The organism is Streptomyces sp. SX-6 (assembly GCF_059089585.1).
Genome location: NZ_JBTHHU010000012.1, coordinates 88634 through 104720, shown reverse-complemented (window position 1 = coordinate 104720; position 16087 = coordinate 88634). Strand labels below are relative to the sequence as shown.

At 71.0% G+C, this 16087-nt stretch carries 16 protein-coding genes; 10 read left to right on the top strand and 6 right to left on the bottom strand.

Annotated elements, in window-relative coordinates; all coding sequences use genetic code 11:
* Window positions 1-27: 27 nt before the first annotated feature.
* Complete coding sequence (locus ACV530_RS17210; RefSeq protein ID WP_494333365.1) at window positions 28-492, bottom strand: carboxymuconolactone decarboxylase family protein; 465 nt, start codon at window positions 490-492, stop codon at window positions 28-30.
* A 47-nt stretch (window positions 493-539) separates the two neighbouring features.
* Here ACV530_RS17210 and pdxR point away from each other — a divergent pair, with 47 nt between their 5' ends.
* From pdxR to ACV530_RS17195, 3 genes are all read left to right on the top strand, one after another.
* Window positions 540-1991 (top strand): MocR-like pyridoxine biosynthesis transcription factor PdxR, encoded by a 1452-nt coding sequence (pdxR, locus tag ACV530_RS17205; protein WP_494333364.1) that lies wholly within the window; start codon window positions 540-542, stop codon window positions 1989-1991.
* A 61-nt stretch (window positions 1992-2052) separates the two neighbouring features.
* Window positions 2053-4353 (top strand): molybdopterin cofactor-binding domain-containing protein, encoded by a 2301-nt coding sequence (locus ACV530_RS17200; protein ID WP_494333473.1) that lies wholly within the window; start codon window positions 2053-2055, stop codon window positions 4351-4353.
* A gap of 32 nt (window positions 4354-4385) precedes the next feature.
* Window positions 4386-4862 carry a (2Fe-2S)-binding protein gene (locus ACV530_RS17195; RefSeq protein WP_494333363.1) on the top strand — a complete coding sequence of 159 codons (477 nt, stop codon included), beginning with the start codon at window positions 4386-4388 and terminating at the stop codon, window positions 4860-4862.
* Here the strand turns inward: ACV530_RS17195 and ACV530_RS17190 are convergent.
* Window positions 4859-5692 carry a hypothetical protein gene (locus ACV530_RS17190; protein WP_494333472.1) on the bottom strand — a complete coding sequence of 278 codons (834 nt, stop codon included), beginning with the start codon at window positions 5690-5692 and terminating at the stop codon, window positions 4859-4861. The genes ACV530_RS17195 and ACV530_RS17190 overlap by 4 nt on opposite strands.
* 52 nt (window positions 5693-5744) lie before the next feature.
* Complete coding sequence (locus ACV530_RS17185) at window positions 5745-6527, bottom strand: SAM-dependent methyltransferase (protein ID WP_494333362.1); 783 nt, start codon at window positions 6525-6527, stop codon at window positions 5745-5747.
* A gap of 117 nt (window positions 6528-6644) precedes the next feature.
* Between ACV530_RS17185 and ACV530_RS17180 the strand changes: the two genes are divergently transcribed.
* On the top strand, window positions 6645-7628 hold the full coding sequence (locus ACV530_RS17180; RefSeq protein WP_494333361.1) for an Lrp/AsnC family transcriptional regulator: 984 nt from the start codon (window positions 6645-6647) through the stop codon (window positions 7626-7628).
* Here ACV530_RS17180 and rocD read toward each other — a convergent pair.
* Entirely contained in the window at window positions 7625-8839 is a 1215-nt protein-coding gene (rocD, locus tag ACV530_RS17175) for an ornithine--oxo-acid transaminase (RefSeq protein ID WP_494333360.1), read from the bottom strand. The genes ACV530_RS17180 and rocD overlap by 4 nt on opposite strands.
* Window positions 8840-8941: 102 nt before the next feature.
* Here rocD and trpS point away from each other — a divergent pair, with 102 nt between their 5' ends.
* The 3 genes from trpS to ACV530_RS17160 all read left to right on the top strand — a co-directional run bounded on the left by trpS (window position 8942) and on the right by ACV530_RS17160 (window position 11593).
* Window positions 8942-9955 (top strand): tryptophan--tRNA ligase, encoded by a 1014-nt coding sequence (gene trpS / locus ACV530_RS17170; protein WP_494333359.1) that lies wholly within the window; start codon window positions 8942-8944, stop codon window positions 9953-9955.
* Window positions 9956-10064: 109 nt separating this feature from the next.
* Complete coding sequence (locus ACV530_RS17165) at window positions 10065-10652, top strand: 2'-5' RNA ligase family protein (protein WP_494333358.1); 588 nt, start codon at window positions 10065-10067, stop codon at window positions 10650-10652.
* Window positions 10640-11593, top strand: a complete 954-nt coding sequence (locus ACV530_RS17160; RefSeq protein WP_494333357.1) for a YihY/virulence factor BrkB family protein — start codon at window positions 10640-10642, stop codon at window positions 11591-11593. The genes ACV530_RS17165 and ACV530_RS17160 overlap by 13 nt, the downstream gene beginning before the upstream one ends.
* Here ACV530_RS17160 and ACV530_RS17155 read toward each other — a convergent pair.
* Window positions 11496-12800, bottom strand: coding sequence for a D-alanyl-D-alanine carboxypeptidase family protein (locus ACV530_RS17155; RefSeq protein ID WP_494333356.1), 1305 nt, complete (start codon window positions 12798-12800; stop codon window positions 11496-11498). The two genes, ACV530_RS17160 and ACV530_RS17155, sit on opposite strands and share 98 nt — an antisense overlap.
* 10 nt (window positions 12801-12810) lie before the next feature.
* On the opposite strand from ACV530_RS17155, the gene ACV530_RS17150 reads away from it, so the two are divergent.
* Both ACV530_RS17150 and ACV530_RS17145 read left to right on the top strand, forming a co-directional pair.
* Window positions 12811-13092 carry an SCO4848 family membrane protein gene (locus ACV530_RS17150; protein ID WP_494333355.1) on the top strand — a complete coding sequence of 94 codons (282 nt, stop codon included), beginning with the start codon at window positions 12811-12813 and terminating at the stop codon, window positions 13090-13092.
* A gap of 126 nt (window positions 13093-13218) precedes the next feature.
* Entirely contained in the window at window positions 13219-14790 is a 1572-nt protein-coding gene (locus ACV530_RS17145; RefSeq protein ID WP_494333354.1) for an ABC transporter substrate-binding protein, read from the top strand.
* 25 nt (window positions 14791-14815) lie between these two features.
* Here the strand turns inward: ACV530_RS17145 and ACV530_RS17140 are convergent, their stop codons facing one another.
* A complete protein-coding gene (locus tag ACV530_RS17140) occupies window positions 14816-15400 on the bottom strand; it encodes a dihydrofolate reductase family protein (RefSeq protein WP_494333353.1) in 585 nt (194 codons plus the stop codon).
* A 91-nt stretch (window positions 15401-15491) separates the two neighbouring features.
* Between ACV530_RS17140 and ACV530_RS17135 the strand changes: the two genes are divergently transcribed.
* Window positions 15492-16067 carry a TetR/AcrR family transcriptional regulator gene (locus tag ACV530_RS17135; RefSeq protein ID WP_494333352.1) on the top strand — a complete coding sequence of 192 codons (576 nt, stop codon included), beginning with the start codon at window positions 15492-15494 and terminating at the stop codon, window positions 16065-16067.
* Window positions 16068-16087: the final 20 nt, after the last annotated feature.

The following is a 16087-nucleotide window of genomic DNA, read 5'->3' as shown; positions in this document are numbered from 1 at the left end:
CTCCTTGTGCGAGGGGGCGCGGGGCGGTCAGACGCCGGGGGTCATGCGGGTGGTCACGCCGAACCGGTTCCAGGCGTTGATCGTCGTGATCACGGAGATCAGGTGGGCGAGTTCCTTCTCCTCGAAGACCGCCGCGGCGCGGGCGTAGACCTTGTCGGGGACGAAGCCGTCGGTGAGGACGGTGACGGCCTCGGTGAGGGCGAGGGCGGCCTGTTCCTTCTCGGTGTAGTAGCCCTCGGCCTCCTCCCAGGCGTTGAGGAGGTAGATGCGCTCCTCGGACTCACCGGCCTTGCGGGCGTCCTTGATGTGCATGTCGATGCAGAACGCGCAGTGGTTGATCTGCGAGGCGCGGATCTTGACGAGCTCGTAGATCGTGGGGTCGAGTCCCTGGCGGGCGGCCCGCTCCAGGGCGAACATCGCCTTGTAGACCTCGGGGGCGAGCTCGCTCATCTTGATCCGGGGGCTGTGCGCGTGGGGTGTGTTCGTCGTCATGCTTCCGACCCTACGGCGGGAGTGGTCCACGGGTATGGTCCACTTCCATGGAAGAAACGTGGGCCACTTCGCAGCCGGGTCAGGGGCTGGGTCAGGGCCAGGTCTCCGGTGCGGATCTGCATCTCGACCTGACCGGCCCGGGCGGGGTGCGGGCGGCGCTCATCCGGGCGCTGCGCGACGCCGTGCGGTCCGGGCGGCTGGCGCCGGGGGTGCGGCTGCCGTCGTCGCGGTCGCTCGCCGTCGACCTCGGGCTGGCCCGCAACACGGTCGCCGAGGCGTACGGGGAACTGGTCGCCGAGGGATGGCTCACCGCCCGGCAGGGCTCCGGGACGCGGGTGGCGCCCCGGCCGTCGCCCCGGCCGGGGGCGCGGCGGCCCCGGCACGTGCCGGCTGTCGCGGGGCCCGCGTACGACCTGCGCGCCGGTACGCCGGACGTGTCCGCCTTCCCGCGCGCCGCCTGGCTGTCCGCCGCGCGGCGCGCGCTGAGCGTCGCCCCGCATGCCGCCTTCGGGTACGGCGCCGGGCCCGGGCGCCCGGAGCTGCGGGCCGCGCTCGCGGACTACCTCGCGCGGGCGCGCGGGGTGCGGGCGAACCCGGAGCAGATCGTGCTCTGCGCGGGCTTCATGCAGGGTCTCGCCCTGCTGGGGCGTGTGCTGCGGAAGCGCGGCGTGAGTGCGATGGGGATCGAGCGGTACGGGCTGTGGTTCCACCACGACACGCTGGAGAGGGAGGGGCTGCGGCCGGTGCCGGTGGCCGTGGACGAACGCGGGGCGTGTGTGGAGGAGTTGGAGGGACACGAGGGGCTGCGGACTGCCCTGCTCACACCTGCCCACCAGTTCCCGACCGGGGTGCCGCTGCATCCGGACCGGCGTGCGGCCGTCGTGGACTGGGCGTCGCGCAGGGACGGGCTGATCCTCGAGGACGACTACGACGGCGAGTTCCGTTACGACCGGCAGCCGGTCGGCGCGTTGCAGGGGCTGTCACCGGAGCACGTCGTCTATTGCGGGACGGCGAGCAAGTCGCTTGTGCCGGGATTGCGGATGGGGTGGCTGGTACTGCCGGAGCACCTTGTGGATGAGGTGCTTGCGGTCAAGCGCACGGGGGAGTGGGGCAGCAGCGCGCTGGATCAGCTGACGCTCGCCGAGTTCATCACGTCCGGGGCATATGACCGGCATGTGCGGTCGATGCGGTTGCGGTACCGGCGCCGCCGCGATGCGCTGGTCGCGGCGCTGGCGGAGCGGGCGCCGCATATCGAGGTGACGGGGATCGCCGCCGGTCTGCACGTGGTGCTGCAACTGCCGCCGGGGAGCGAGCAGTCGACGGTGCAGGCCGCGGCATGGCAGGGGCTGGCGCTGGAGGGGCTGAGCCGGTTCCGGTACGGGGGCGGCGGGACGGAAGGCCCGGACGGTTTGATGGTGGCGTACGGGACGCCGACGGACAGTGGGTTCACGGGGGCGCTGGAGGCGTTGCTGCGGGTGCTTCCGCCGCCCGCCGCGTAGGTGCACGCGCGCTTTCGCTACCATCCGGTAAGTCGATCAACCGTGTGCCGTGAAAGGACAGATGATGGACGGGATCGGCCGCCGGAGGTTCCTCGGCTACATCCTGGCGGCGCCGACCCTGGCCGTCGCCGCTCAACTGGGCGAAGCCGCGGCCGGTACCACTCCGGCGGAGGCCGCGCCCGCCTCGCCGCTCCCCGAGCTGACCAAGTTATTCGACTTCAACGACCTGCTCACGGACGCGACGCTGCCCACAGCCGGCCTCATCACCATCCACGTACACGCCGACGGCACGGCCTCGTTCGCTCTGCCGCGCGCCGAGGTGGGCCAGGGCATCACCACCTCCACCGCGATGCTGATCGCCGAGGAACTGGACCTGCCGCTGGAGAAGATCCGCGTCACCCTCGCCGACGCACGCCCCGAACTGCTCTTCAACCAGCTCACCGGCGGCTCCAACACCACCATCTCCACGTACACCCCGGTCCGCGTCGCCGCCGCGATCGCCAGGAACCGCCTCCTGGAGGCCGCGGCCGCAGTGCTGGGCGCCGAGATGTCGACGCTGACCACCAAGGCGGGTGTGGTCACCGCCCCGAACGGCCGGACCGCGTCCTACGGTTCGCTCGCGGAGAAGGCCGCGAGCCTGAAGACCGTACGGGTCACCACCGAGCTCAAGCCGCGCTCCGCCTTCTCGGTCATCGGCACCGCGCGCAACCGGGTCGACGCGCTGGCGAGCGTGACGGGCCGCAAGCAGTTCGCCATGGACCTCCAGGTGCCGGGCGCGTACCCGGCCATGGTGTGCCGGCCGCCCACGATCAACGGCACGGTACGGTCCGTACGGAACCTCGCCGAGGTACGGGCGATGCCCGGCGTCACCGATGTCGTGGCCATCCGGACGGGCGTGGCCGTACGCGCACGGACCTTCGGCCAGTGCATCGACGCGGTACGCGCGCTCAAGGTGACCTGGGGCCCCGGGACGGAGGAGGGGGCGTCCGACGACACGGTCCTGCGTGAGCTGAAGGCGGCGGAAATCCCCCTGGCGGTACCGCGATTGGACCGCCTGGCCAAGACCGTCGAGGGCACCTTCACCTTCCACTTCGCCAGCAACAGCGCGCTGGAGCCCAACTGCGCGGTGGCCGACGTACGGCCGGACCGGGCCGAGATCTGGGCGTCCCTGAAGTCACCGATCGTCGCCAAGGAGACGATCGCGGCGAAGCTGGGCCTGTCGCCGGGCGCGGTCACGGTGCATGTCACCGAGGGCGGCGGCTCGTTCGGCCGCAAGCTGTTCTCCGACGCTGCGATCGAGGCCGCCGAGATCTCCCGGGCGATGGGCAAGCCGGTCAAGCTCATGTGGCACCGCACCGACGAGTTCCGCCAGGGCCGTACGCACCCGATGGCCACCTCGCGCGTACGGGCCACGTACGCGCTCGGCAGGGTGCTCACCTACGAACAGCGGCACACCTCCGTGTCCACCGACTTCGGCCACGGCCTCGGGGAGATCATCACCGCGGCGGCCGCCAAGCTGCCGGTCGGCGACCGTGCCTTCTCCGAGACCATCTTCACGCTCACCCAGGAGACGCCCTACGACCTCGGTCTCCACACCCAGTTCCTCAACGAGGTGGACAAGGGCTTCAACACCGGCAGCATGCGCAACATCTACTCGCCCAACGTCCGGTGCGCGCAGGAGCTCGTCCTCGACCGGCTCGCGGACGAGATGGGCAAGGACCGCCTCGCCTTCCGCCGGCAGATCATCAAGGACGACCGGGCCAGGGCCGTCCTGGACAAGGTCGCGGAAGTCGGCGAGTGGGGGCGGGAGTTGCCCGCCGGTGTGGCGCAGGGCATCGCCGTGCACCCCGAATACCACGGAGTCGTCGCCGTGCTCGCCGAGATCGACTGCCGCCCGCAGACCACCGGACGGCACATTCCCGACGCCTGTACCGGACCACGCGTCACCAGGGCCGTCTGCGCCGTCGACGTCGGCCTCGCCGTCAACCCGAAGGGCCTCGAGGCCCAGATGATGGGCGGCATCATGGACGGCATCGCCATCACGCTCACCTCGGGCCTGCACCTCAAGGACGGTGCGTTCCTGGAGGGCAGCTGGGACAACTACTTCTACACCCGCCAGTGGAACACCCCGCCCGAACTGAAGATCGTGGTCATGCCGCCGACCAGTGGAAAGCCGGGCGGCGCGGGGGAGTTGGCGGTCGGCGCCGCCTCGGCCGCGGTCGCCTGCGCCTACGGCGCGGCCACCGGCACCATGCCGACGACGTTTCCCGTCAACCACTCCGGCCCGCTCGGCTTCGAGCCGCTGCCGACCGTCCCCCCGATCCCGCAGTCGCCGACCGACGGCCTGGACCGCGCGTACTAGCGCCTACTGGAAGCGGAGCGTAAGGAGCGACCGTGCCCCAACACACCTTCATCCTCAACGGCAAGCCCGTCACCGCGGATGTCGAGGACGATGTGCGCCTGCTGTGGGTGCTGCGCGACGTCCTCGGCGTCACCGGGCCGAAGTACGGCTGCGGACTCGGCGTCTGCCAGGCATGCACCAGCCACATCAACGGCAAGGCGTTCAACCCCTGTTCCGTACCGGTCAAGAGCATCCGGCCGGACGACGAGATCACCACCATCGAGGGGCTGCCCGCCACCGTCGGCAAGGACCTGCACCCCATGCAGGAGGCCTGGCTGGAGTACGACGTCGCCCAGTGCGGCTACTGCCAGCCCGGCCAGATCATGGCCGCGGTCGCCAAGGTCAAGCAGGCCCGTGCCACCGGCCGCGAGATCACCGAGGCCGACCTGGACGAGATCCGCAACGTCTGCCGCTGCGGCACCTACCACCGCATCCGCGAGGCCATCATGGAGGGGGCACGGCACTTCTAGGGGGTCTCCGAACCTTCCGGTTCCCCGAAGCGCGCCAGCGCGAGCGCCCCCACCACCGCGAGCGCGAACCCCGCGATCGCCAGGGGCTCCAGCCCGCTCCGCGTACGGTCGCCGAGCCAGGCCACCCCCACCACCGCCGGGCCGACCGTCTCGCCGATCACCATGCCGGCCGTCGCGGCGGTCACCGAGCCGCGCTGCAGCGCGGACGTGAGCAGCATGAACGCCGAACCGCCGCCGAGCAGAAGCGCGTACGCCGCGGGGTTGGCCAGCACCGCCCCCGGCGCGAGGTCGTCGACGAGACGCACCGCGACCTCGACGACCCCGAAGCCGATGCCCGCCCCCAGCCCCAGCGCCGCCGCCCGGGCGCGCCCCCGCAGACGGCCGGCCAGCGCGCCCGCGGCGAGGACCGAGCCCGCCACGCACAGCACCCCGAACCGCAGGGCCGTGGAGCCCGTACCGCTCCCCTCCGCGCCGGAGGACAGGCCCAGCAGCGCCAGCCCGCCGCACACCACCCCGACCGCCGCCCACTCCACCCCGCTCAGCCGGACGCGCAGCACGGGCGCCGCCACCACCGCCGTCACGGCGAGGCTCGCGGCGAGGGCCGCGCCCACGGCGTAGATGGGCAGGGAGCGCAGGGCCACCAACTCCAGCAGGAAGCCCAGCCCGTCGAGGGCGAGGCCCGCCAGGTACCGCCACTGCCGGGCCGCCCGGACGAGCAGCAGCGGGTCCACCCCCGAAGAGCCGCTGCCGGGCGTCGCGGCCCGGGCGGCCACGGCCTGGAGGACGGACGCGGTGCCGAAGCAGACCGCCGAGCCGAGGGCGCAGAGCATGCCGAGGATCACGGTCAGACTCTAGGCGCATCGCCCCGTACGGTCAGCACGGTCAGCGCTTCGCGTGCACGAGGTACCCGCCGCCGGGGGCACCGTCCGGCCAGCGGTTCAGCTCGCGTCCGACGACGGCGAAGTCGACGACCTCCGCCTGCCAGCCCCGGGCCGCGAGCAGGGCGCCGGGGTCGTCGTTCCCGTAGTGCCACGCCGCGCCGCTCGCGGAGAGGCGGTCCAGCATCGGGCGCGCCGTGGGGTCGGTGAGCAGGGAGGCGGCGACGAAGTCGGTGAGCAGATGGCTGCCCGGGGCGGAGAGTTCGGTGATCCGGTCGAACAGCCGCAGGACATCGGGCTCGTGGAGGTACTGGTTGAGCCCCTCGACCAGCCAGCACGCGGGCTCCTGTGCGCGGAATCCCGCGGCGCGGAGCGCGGGCCGCCAGTCGCCGGCGAGGTCGGCGCCGACGGTCACCCGGTGGCAGCCGGGGGCGGGGGCGTCGGCGAGCAGGTCGTCCTTCACCCGCAGGAGTTCGGGCCGGTCGACTTCGTAGAGCGTGGTGCCGGGCAGGGGCAGCCGGTAGGCGCGGGTGTCCATGCCTGCGGCGAGCAGGACGAGCTGCCGTGGGGCGATGCCGCGCAGGGCGGCGTCGAACCAGTGCGTACGGACGGGGATCGCGGGCGCGTCGCCGAACCCCTCGAGCTGCGCCATGCCCGCCTCACCGGCAAGGGCCGCGGCGAGAGGGTCGTCGAAGAGCCGGTCGGAACGTTCGCATTCGCGAGCGCGCAGGGCGGCGGTCAGCCGGGCGGTCTGGGCCACGGGGTCGAGGCGTGTTGATTCGTGCATGGCAGCTGTTGCTCCGTTGTTCGTGAGGTGTCGCGAGGAAGCCTGGCCGAACCGGCAACAGGCAGACGCCCGTTCCCCCGGGCGTGTGCATTTCCGACACGGAGTTACGGTGATCCGGTGGAAACCGTCGTACTGGACGCATTCGACCGGCAGTTGGTGCACGCCCTGCAACTCGACGGCCGCGCGTCGTTCAGCCGCCTCGGCGCCGTCCTGGGCGTCTCGGACCGTACGGCCGCCCGCCGCTATCAACGGCTTCGCGAGGCCGGGGCGTTGCGGGTGGTCGGGCTGCCGGACGCGCGCAGGCTCGGGCTGGTCGACTGGTTCGTACGGATCCAGTGCGCGCCCGAGGCGGCGATGCCGGTGGCCCTGGCGCTCGCGGAGCGGGAGGACACCTCGTGGGTCGGCCTGTCCTCCGGTGGCACGGAGATCACATGCATCACCCGGGCCCGCGAGGGCTCGTTCAAGGGCAGCCTGCTGCTGCCGAAGCTGCCGCGGACGTCCCGGATCACCTCCGTCAGCGCCCAGTGCAGGCTGCGGGTCATGGCCGGGGACGCGGGCTGGCGGGGACGCACCCGCGCGCTGGACGAGGAGCAGATCGCGCTCCTCGCCCGTCCTGTCGACCGCTCCCGCCCCGCGCGGACCGCCGAGGGCGACGAGGCGCTGATGCGGGTGCTGGCCAAGGACGGGAGGGCGGCGGTGCCCGAACTGGCCGCCGCCACGGGGTGGTCGGAGTCCCGGGTGCGGCGCCGCATGGAGGAGCTGCGGCGCTCGGGGGTGCTGTACTACGACGTCGAGATCGACCCGGCGCTGTACGGGTGCGCCTTCGAGGCGATGCTGTGGCTGACCGTCCTGCCCGCCGAGCTGGGCACCGTGGCCCGGCAGTTGTCCGGCCACGCCGAGGTCGCGTACGCGGCGGCGACGACGGGCGCGAGCAATGTGGCGGCGGTGCTGCTGTGCCGCGACGCCGACGCGCTCTACGACTACCTCGCCACCCGCGTCGGCGCCCTGCCCGGTGTGCTCGGCGCGGAGACCACACCGGTGACCCGGCATGTGAAGCGGGCGGGCACGCTGCTCGTACCCGCCCGCCAGAAGCAGCCCTAGTCCGCCAGTACGGCCCGGAGCTGGTCGAGGCCCCAGTCGAGGTCCTCCTTGCTGATGACCAGCGGCGGGGCGATACGGATCGTCGAGCCGTGCGTGTCCTTGACGAGCACGCCGCGCTCCATCAGCTGCTCGGAGATCTCCCGGCCCGTGCCGTGGGACGGGTTGATGTCGACGCCCGCCCACAGGCCGCGCCCGCGGACCGCGTCGACCGCGCCGCCGGTGGCGAGGAGGCCCAGTTCGTGGTGGAGGTGCTCGCCGAGCTCGGTGGCGCGCTGCTGGAACTCGCCGGTCCTGAGGATGGCGATGACCTCGAGGGCCACCGCGCACGCCAGCGGGTTGCCGCCGAAGGTCGAGCCGTGCTCGCCGGGCTTGAAGACGCCGAGCACCTCGTGGGACGCGACCACCGCGGACACCGGCACCACGCCGCCGCCGAGGGCCTTGCCCAGCACGTACATGTCCGGGACGACGCCCTCGTGCTCGCAGGCGAACGTCTTTCCCGTGCGCCCCAGCCCGGACTGGATCTCGTCCGCGATGAAGAGCACGTTCCGCTCGGCGGTCAGCCTGCGGACCCCCGGCAGATAGCCGGGCGGCGGTACGAGCACGCCCGCCTCTCCCTGGATCGGCTCGAGCAGCACGGCGACCGTGTGCTCGTCGACGGCGGCCTCGAGGGCGGCGAGGTCGCCGTAGGGGACGATCTCGAAGCCCGGGGTGTAGGGGCCGTAGTCGGCGCGGGCTTCGGGGTCGGTGGAGAAGCTGATGATGGTCGTGGTGCGGCCGTGGAAGTTGTTGTCGGCGACGACGATCTTCGCCTTGCCGTCGGGGACACCCTTGACCCGGTAGCCCCACTTGCGGGCGGTCTTGACCGCCGTCTCGACGGCCTCCGCCCCGGTGTTCATGGGCAGCACCATCTCCTTGCCGCACAGTTCGGCGAGCTCGGTGCAGAACTGTGCGAACCGGTCGTGGTGGAAGGCGCGCGAGGTGAGGGTGACCCGGCCCAACTGGGCCTTGGCGGCCTCGATCAGACGGGCGTTGCTGTGGCCGAAGTTGAGTGCCGAGTATCCGGCCAGCATGTCGAGGTAGCGGCGCCCCTCGACATCGGTCATCCACGCGCCCTCGGCACTGGCGACCACAACCGGCAGCGGATGGTAGTTGTGCGCGCTGTGTGCTTCGGCGGCTGCGATGCTGCGTAGCGTGCCGTGCGTAGGGGTCAACGTGCTCTCCGTTCAAGGTCGGGCGCATGCTGTTGACGTCTTTCTAACACCACCGCAGGGCCGTCGGGCCGAGTCCGCCGTATCACCTGAGAGAATGTGTGCATGGCCCTTGATCGTCCGCGTGCACTGTCCGGTATCCAGCCCACCGCAGGCTCCTTCCACCTGGGGAACTACCTGGGGGCCGTCCGGCGATGGGTGGGGCTGCAGGAGAGCCACGACGCGTTCTACATGGTGGTGGACCTGCACGCGATCACCGTGCCGCAGGACCCCGCGGAGCTCCGGGCCAACACCCGCTTCGCCGTTGCCCAGCTGCTGGCCGCCGGCCTCGACCCGGAGCGCTGCACGCTCTTCGTCCAGAGCCATGTGCCCGAGCACGCGCAGCTGGCGTGGGTGATGAACTGCATCACCGGCTTCGGCGAGGCGTCGCGCATGACCCAGTTCAAGGACAAGTCGGCCAAGCAGGGCGCCGACCGGACCACGGTGGGCCTGTTCACGTACCCGATCCTCCAGGTCGCCGACATCCTGCTCTACCAGGCGGACGCCGTCCCGGTGGGCGAGGACCAGCGCCAGCACATCGAGCTGACCCGCGACATCGCCGAGCGCTTCAACACCCGCTTCGGCCAGACCTTCACGCTGCCCGCCGCGCACATCGTGCGCGAGACCGCGAAGATCTACGACCTCCAGGACCCGAGCTCCAAGATGAGCAAGTCGGCGTCGAGCACGAAGGGTCTGATCAACCTGCTTGACGAGCCCAAGGTCTCCGCGAAGAAGATCAAGAGCGCGGTCACCGACACGGACACCGTGATCCGCTTCGACCCGGAGAAGAAGCCGGGCGTCAGCAACCTGCTCACCATCTACTCCACGCTCACGGGCACCGGAATCGCGGAACTGGAGCAGAAATACGAGGGCAAGGGCTACGGTGCGCTCAAGACCGACCTCGCCGACGTGATGGTGGAGTGGGTGACCCCCTACCGCGCCCGCACGCTGGAGTACCTGGACGACCCCGGGTCGCTGGACTCGATCCTGGCGAAGGGGGCCGAGAAGGCCCGGACCGTCGCGGCCGAAACTCTCGCACAGGCGTACGAAAAGGTGGGCTTCCTGCCCACCAAGCACTGACCTGTCCCCGAGCGCCGGCCTGCGCCGCAGGTCGGAAGATCTGGCAGGGCCACGGCGCAGCCGCCACACTGACCACGGGTACGTACAGGCGCACAGGAGGGAGAACTCGATGGGGACCGTAACGCTCGGCGTTTCGATCGCGGTCCCGGAGCCGTACGGCAGCTTCCTCCAGAAGCGCCGCGAGGGCTTCGGGGATCCGCACGCCCACGGCATCCCCACGCACGTCACCCTGCTGCCGCCGACCGAGGTCGACGCGGCGGCCCTGCCCGCGGTCGAGGCCCACCTCGCCGGGGTCGCCGCCGAGGGCCGGCCGTTCGGGATGCGCCTGTCCGGCACGGGCACCTTCCGCCCCCTGTCGCCCGTGGTCTTCGTCAACGTGGTCGAGGGCTCCTCGGCCTGCGCCTGGCTCCAGAAGCGGGTGCGCGACGCCTCCGGGCCGCTGGCCCGCGAGCTGCAGTTCCCGTACCACCCGCACGTCACCGTCGCGCACGGCATCGCCGAGGAGGCGATGGACCGGGCGTACGAGGACCTCGCGGACTACGAGGCGTCCTGGACCATCGACGGCTTCGCGCTGTACGAGCAGGGAGAGGACGGTATCTGGCGCCTCGAGCGCGACTTTCCCTTTGGGGCGGACCTGACGGCCGAGGCGGTGCCCCGCCAGGCCGGACGGGGTACACGTGGGGCGTGGACTGGCTGACCCGGCTGCCGGTGATCGGGCCCCCGATCGCCGCGCTGACGCGCACGCATGGATGGCGCTCCTACGAGACCCTCGTCCGGGTGAAGTGGACCCGGCTCGCCGCCGCGATCACCTTCACCAGCTTCATAGCCCTCTTCCCCCTGCTCACCCTGGGCGCCGCGATCACCGCGGCGGTGCTCGGCACCCAGCGGGTACGGGACCTCGAGAAGCGGATCACCGAACAGGTGCCCGGCATCTCCGGGAGCATCGACCTGAGCACGCTCGTCGACAACGCGGCCACGATCGGCACCGTCGCCGGTGCCCTGCTGCTGTTCACCGGCATCGGCTGGGTCGGGACGCTCCGTGAATGCCTGCGCGCGGTGTGGGAGCTGGAGGAGAGCCCCGGCAACCCCGTGCTGCTGCGCCTGAAGGACACGGCGGTCCTGGTCGGCCTGGGCTGTGTGGCGCTGCTGTCCCTGGGCTGCTCGGCCTTCGCCTCGGCGGTGGTCGGCTGGGCCGCGGGGAAGGTGGGCCTGCCGTCCGAGGGGGCCGGGGGAGCGCTGCTGTCGGCCGCCGGGTTCTGTGTGGCCGTCCTCGCGGACTTCGTGCTGATGCTCTACGTCCTGTCACGGCTCCCGGGCGTCCACCCCGACACCCGTGGTCTGCTCGGCGCCGCGCTGCTGGGCGCCACCGGCCTCGAGGTGCTCAAGCTGGTGATGAGCGGCTATCTCAGCGGGGTGGCGGCCAAGAGCATGTACGGCGCGTTCGGGACGCCCGTCGCCCTGATGCTGTGGATCAACTTCATGGCGAAGCTGATCCTCGGCTGTGCCGCGTGGACGGCCACGCGGCACAGCGGCGGTGCCGTTACGAGCGGGGGCGGCGGCGCACCAGGTCCGGAAGCGGCCAGCGGCGGTGCACCACCAGAGCCGCCACCGCCAGGACCACCAGAGAACCGGCCGTGATCCCGACGGCCGTCCACATCCCGCCGCCGCCCGAGCCGGTGGCGGAGGCCTGGGCGGTGTCCCCGCCCTTGTCCCCGGACGTGCCGCCCTTGTCGGCGTCGTTCAGCGGTGCGACGAGTGTGCCCACCGGCTTGACGTGGCCCGCGGCCTCGAAGCCCCAGTCGAACAGCCGGGCGGTCTCCTTGTAGACCTCGTTGGGCTCCTTGGTCTCCGGGTTCATCACCGTCACCAGGAGCTTCTTGCCGTCGTGCTGGGCGACGCCGGTGAAGGTGTTCCCGGCGTTGGTGGTGGAGCCGTTCTTCACCCCCGCGATGCCCTTGTAGACGGGCACGCCGGTGCCGGTCAGCAGCCGGTTGGTGTTCTGGATGCCGAAGGTCTCGCGCTTCTTGCCGGGCTTCTCCTCGCCCGGGAACTGCGCGCTGGCCGTCGAGCAGTACTCGCGGAAGTCCGCCTTCTGCAGCCCCGAACGGGCGAACAGCGTCAGGTCGTACGCGCTGGACACCTGCCCTTCCGCGTCATAGCCGTCCGGCGTGATGACGTGCGTGTCGTTCGCCTGGAGCTGCTCGGCGTGCGCCTGCATGTCCTTGACGGTCTGTGCGACACCGCCGTTCATCGCGGCCAGCACATGCACCGCGTCGTTGCCCGAGCGAAGGAAGACGCCGAGCCACAGGTCGTGCACCGAGTAGGTGGACTCCTCCTTGATGCCCACCTGGCTGCTGCCCTCGCCCATGCCCGCCAGATCGGCGGTCGCCACCTTGTGCTGCTGCGTCTTGGGGAACTTCGGCAGCACCGTGTCCGCGAAGAGCATCTTCAGCGTGGACGCCGGCGGCAGCTTCCAGTGCGCGTTCTTGGCCGCCAGGACCTCGCCCGACTCGGCGTCGGCGACGACCCAGGAATCCCCGCTCAGCTCCTTCGGCAACGCGGGCGCCCCGGGCCCCAGCTGCACCTGCACCCCCGGCTTGCCGAGCAGCTCCCCGCCCACCGTGGACATCTGCGCGGGCGGCCGCTTGCCGGGCAGTTTGGTCTTGCCGTCGTCGGCGCCGTGGGGAGGGGACGGCTTCGGGTGCGGGGACGCGACGGCGGGGGCGGCCGCGGCCACCGGCAGCAGCAGCACACCGGCGGCGGCCAGCAGCGCGGCCCCGCGTGTCTTCGCCGAGGCCCCGGCAGTCGAGGCCCCGGCAGGAGCGGTGCGGGATGCGGAACGCATACTGAAACCCATGGTGAATTCTTCCGAGGACGCGGCCCCCCGAACCCCCGCGACTCTCTCGCGCCCCGTGTCCTGGTTCCTGCTCGCCTTCGGCGTCTGGAGCTGGTTCATTTGGATCACTTTCGCAAAGAATTTGTGGAAGGACGGCAGCGGACTGGCCTTTGACGACGCCGGTGAGCCGACCGCGTACTTCTGGGTGCACCTGACGCTCGCGATCACCTCGTTTCTACTGGGGACGGCTGTCGGCCTCATCGGGTTGCGTGGTGTCAGGGCGTTGCGGCGCACTTCATAGCGGTTCCCCGGCGCGCCGCTTCGATAGCCACCTCGCCGCAGAAGCCGATCACTTGGCCGATTCCCAGGACGTACGGGCGATCGTGTGTTTAGGTGAGGCGCATCACTGTCCGGAGGGGGAACGGGGATGCGTGGGGTGCGGATCGGCAGTTGGGTACGAAGGGCCGCGGCGGTGGCCGCGGTGCTGCTCATGGCGGGGACGGCGGGCTGTTCGCCGTTCTCGTCCGACGACGGGAACGACAAACCGATCGACGTCGGCACGACCGACCAGGTCACCCACCTCGACCCCGCAGGGGCCTACGACTCCGGTTCGTGGGCCCTTTACAGCAACCTCTTCCAGTCACTGATGACTTTCTCCCCGGGCCTCGTCGCGCCCGTCCCGGACGCCGCCGCCAACTGCGGCTTCGAGGGCACCGGCACGCGGACGTACGTATGCCGGCTGCGCCCCGGCCTGACGTTCGGCAACGGGCACCCGCTCACGGCGAAGGACGTCAAGTTCTCCTTCGACCGCGTCAAGCGCATCAACTCGCCTCAGGGGCCAGCGACTTTGCTGTCCACCCTGCAGTCGGTCGAGACGAGCGGCGACGACCGGGTCGTCTTCCGGCTGCGCAGGGAGGACGCCACCTTCCCGTTCAAGATCGCATCCGGGGTGGGCTCCATCGTCGACAGCTCCGTCTACCCGCCGGACAGGCTGCGCACGGACGACGCGGTGGACGGCTCCGGGCCGTACGCCCTCGCGCGCTACCGGCAGGGCTCGGTCGCCGAGCTCCGCCCCAACGGGCGCTACCACGGGGCGGTCAAGAGCGTCGGCGGGCCGGTGACGGTCAGGTACTACGGGGACGCGGAGAAGCTGAGCGCGGCCTGGAAGCGGAAGGAGGTGGACGTGGTCGGCAGGGACATGCCGCCCGCCGATGTCGCCAAGCTGTCGCAGGCGAACGGCGACGAGCGGGTGAGCGAGAGCGCCTCCCCGTCCATCCGCACGATGGTCTTCAACCTCCGCAAGAACTCGCCGCTCAGCCAGACCGCGGTCCGTCAGGCCGTCGCCTCCCTGATCGACCGTCCGGGCCTCGCCCGCGACGTCCACCACCGCACCGTCGAGTCCCTCTACTCCCTCATCCCGCAGGGCGTCGCCGGGCACACGACCCCCTTCTTCGACCTCTACCCGAAGCCCGACCCGGACCGAGCCCGCCAGTTGCTCCAGCGCGCGGGAGTGAGCACCCCGGTTCGCTTCACCCTCGCGTACTCCAAGGGCGCCGCGACGCACGAGGAAGCGGCGCTGCTGAAGAAGCAGTTGGAGGCGACGGGCCTGTTCACGGTGGACACGCGGTACGTGGAGTGGAAGGAGTTCCAGGAGGGGTACGCCAAGGGCGCCTACGACGCCTACTGCCTGAGCTGGATCGGCGACTACCCCGACCCGGACACCTTCACCAGCATCCTGGTCGGCACGGAGAACGCCGTCCACTCCGGCTACTCCAGCAGCCGTGTGGACAAGCTCATCCGCGTGACGCAGCAGAGCGCCAACAGGGCCGGGAACGTCGAGGACTTCCGCGCCATCCAGAAGATCGTCGCGGAGGACGTGCCGATGGTGCCGCTGTGGCAGAAGAAGGAATTCGTGTTCACCACGTCGTCCATCTCGGGCGGCCAGTACCTCACGGACGGCACGGGCCTGTGGCGCCTGTGGCGGCTGAAGCGGATCTGACGGAGTCGGGCGGAGTTGGACGGAGCTACCGGACGCGGCGGTACTTCCGCACCAGTACGCCGTTGTCGAAGGTCCGCACCCAGTCCAGCGCGAACTCGGTGACCGCGAAGTCCGAGCCGAACATCGGCATGCCCGATCCGTACACCTGCGGGTAGGTCTTGATCACCAACTCGTCGATCTCGTCGAGCAGTTCCCCCGCGACGGCGGAGCCGCCGCAGAGCCAGATACCGCGCCCGCCGTCCTCCGCCTTCAGCTCGCGGACCGCGCCGACGAGGTCGTCGGCGATGAGCGTGACGTTCGGGTCGGGTGACTCGGCGAGGGTGCGCGTGGCGACGTACTCGCGCAGGTGGCCGTACGGGCTGGTGATGCCGAGGTCCAGGGCGATCTGGTAGCTCGTCCGGCCCTGGACCACCGTGTCGAAGTACCGGTTCTCCGCGTCGTGGAAGCCGAGGATCGTACGGCCCTCGGCCGAAATGGTCTCCGGGTACTCGGACTTGAGGAAGCCGAGGAATTCCTCGTCGACGAACTTCATCATCGAGGACGCGTCGCCCTGCGGGTCGCCGATGAAGCCGTCGATGGTGCAGGCGATGAAGTAGGTGAGCTTGCGCATGTGGTTCCCCTCCGTGGTCACGCCCCCTGCGCAACCACTCCGGATATAGTGCTCCAGGTGTAGTGGTTGTGCAAGGGGAAAGGGAGAAGTCATGGGCAGGAACCCGGAACGCAGGACGGCCCTCATCGACGCCGCCATCGAGGTACTGGCGCGGGAAGGGGCGCGCGGACTCACCTTCCGCGCCGTCGACGCCCAGGCCGGCGTACCGGCCGGCACGGCGTCCAACTACTTCGCCAGCAGGGACGACTTGTTCACCCAGGCGGGCAGCCGCATCCACCTGCGCATGATCCCCGACCCGGAGCTGGTCGAGGAGGCGATGCGCCCCGAACCCTCCCGCGAGCTCGTCACCGAGCTGATGCGGTGGCTCATCCGCCGCATGAGGGCCGAACGGACCGGCTACCTCGCCATGCTGGAGCTGCGCCTGGAGGCCACCCGCCGCCCGGCGCTCCAGGCCGAGCTCCACCGCTCCGTCCGCGGCGAGCTCGAGGAGGGCATCCGCTTCCACTTGGACGGCGGGCTGCCCGGCGACGCGGACACCGTGGTCGTCCTCTACCTCGCCATGACGGGCCTGCTGCTGGAGCTCTTCACGCTGCCCGACGTGCTCGCCGACCGCGAACTGGACGCGCTCGTCGAGACCCTCGTCACGCGGATCGTCCCGCCGAAGTGACCCGCAGGGGCGATCCGTTC

Bases quoted from the DNA above. Each gene is read 5' to 3' on its own strand.
- trpS (WP_494333359.1), top strand. From the start codon at position 8,942: ATGGCCCTTGATCGTCCGCGTGCACTGTCCGGTATCCAGCCCACCGCA.
- ACV530_RS17185 (WP_494333362.1), bottom strand. From the start codon at position 6,527: ATGCACGAATCAACACGCCTCGACCCCGTGGCCCAGACCGCCCGGCTG.
- pdxR (WP_494333364.1), top strand. From the start codon at position 540: ATGGAAGAAACGTGGGCCACTTCGCAGCCGGGTCAGGGGCTGGGTCAG.
- ACV530_RS17150 (WP_494333355.1), top strand. From the start codon at position 12,811: ATGGTGAATTCTTCCGAGGACGCGGCCCCCCGAACCCCCGCGACTCTC.
- ACV530_RS17200 (WP_494333473.1), top strand. From the start codon at position 2,053: ATGATGGACGGGATCGGCCGCCGGAGGTTCCTCGGCTACATCCTGGCG.
- ACV530_RS17155 (WP_494333356.1), bottom strand. From the start codon at position 12,800: ATGCGTTCCGCATCCCGCACCGCTCCTGCCGGGGCCTCGACTGCCGGG.
- ACV530_RS17210 (WP_494333365.1), bottom strand. From the start codon at position 492: ATGACGACGAACACACCCCACGCGCACAGCCCCCGGATCAAGATGAGC.
- ACV530_RS17135 (WP_494333352.1), top strand. From the start codon at position 15,492: ATGGGCAGGAACCCGGAACGCAGGACGGCCCTCATCGACGCCGCCATC.
- ACV530_RS17190 (WP_494333472.1), bottom strand. From the start codon at position 5,692: ATGCTCTGCGCCCTCGGCTCGGCGGTCTGCTTCGGCACCGCGTCCGTC.
- ACV530_RS17140 (WP_494333353.1), bottom strand. From the start codon at position 15,400: ATGCGCAAGCTCACCTACTTCATCGCCTGCACCATCGACGGCTTCATC.
- ACV530_RS17145 (WP_494333354.1), top strand. From the start codon at position 13,219: ATGCGTGGGGTGCGGATCGGCAGTTGGGTACGAAGGGCCGCGGCGGTG.
- ACV530_RS17165 (WP_494333358.1), top strand. From the start codon at position 10,065: ATGGGGACCGTAACGCTCGGCGTTTCGATCGCGGTCCCGGAGCCGTAC.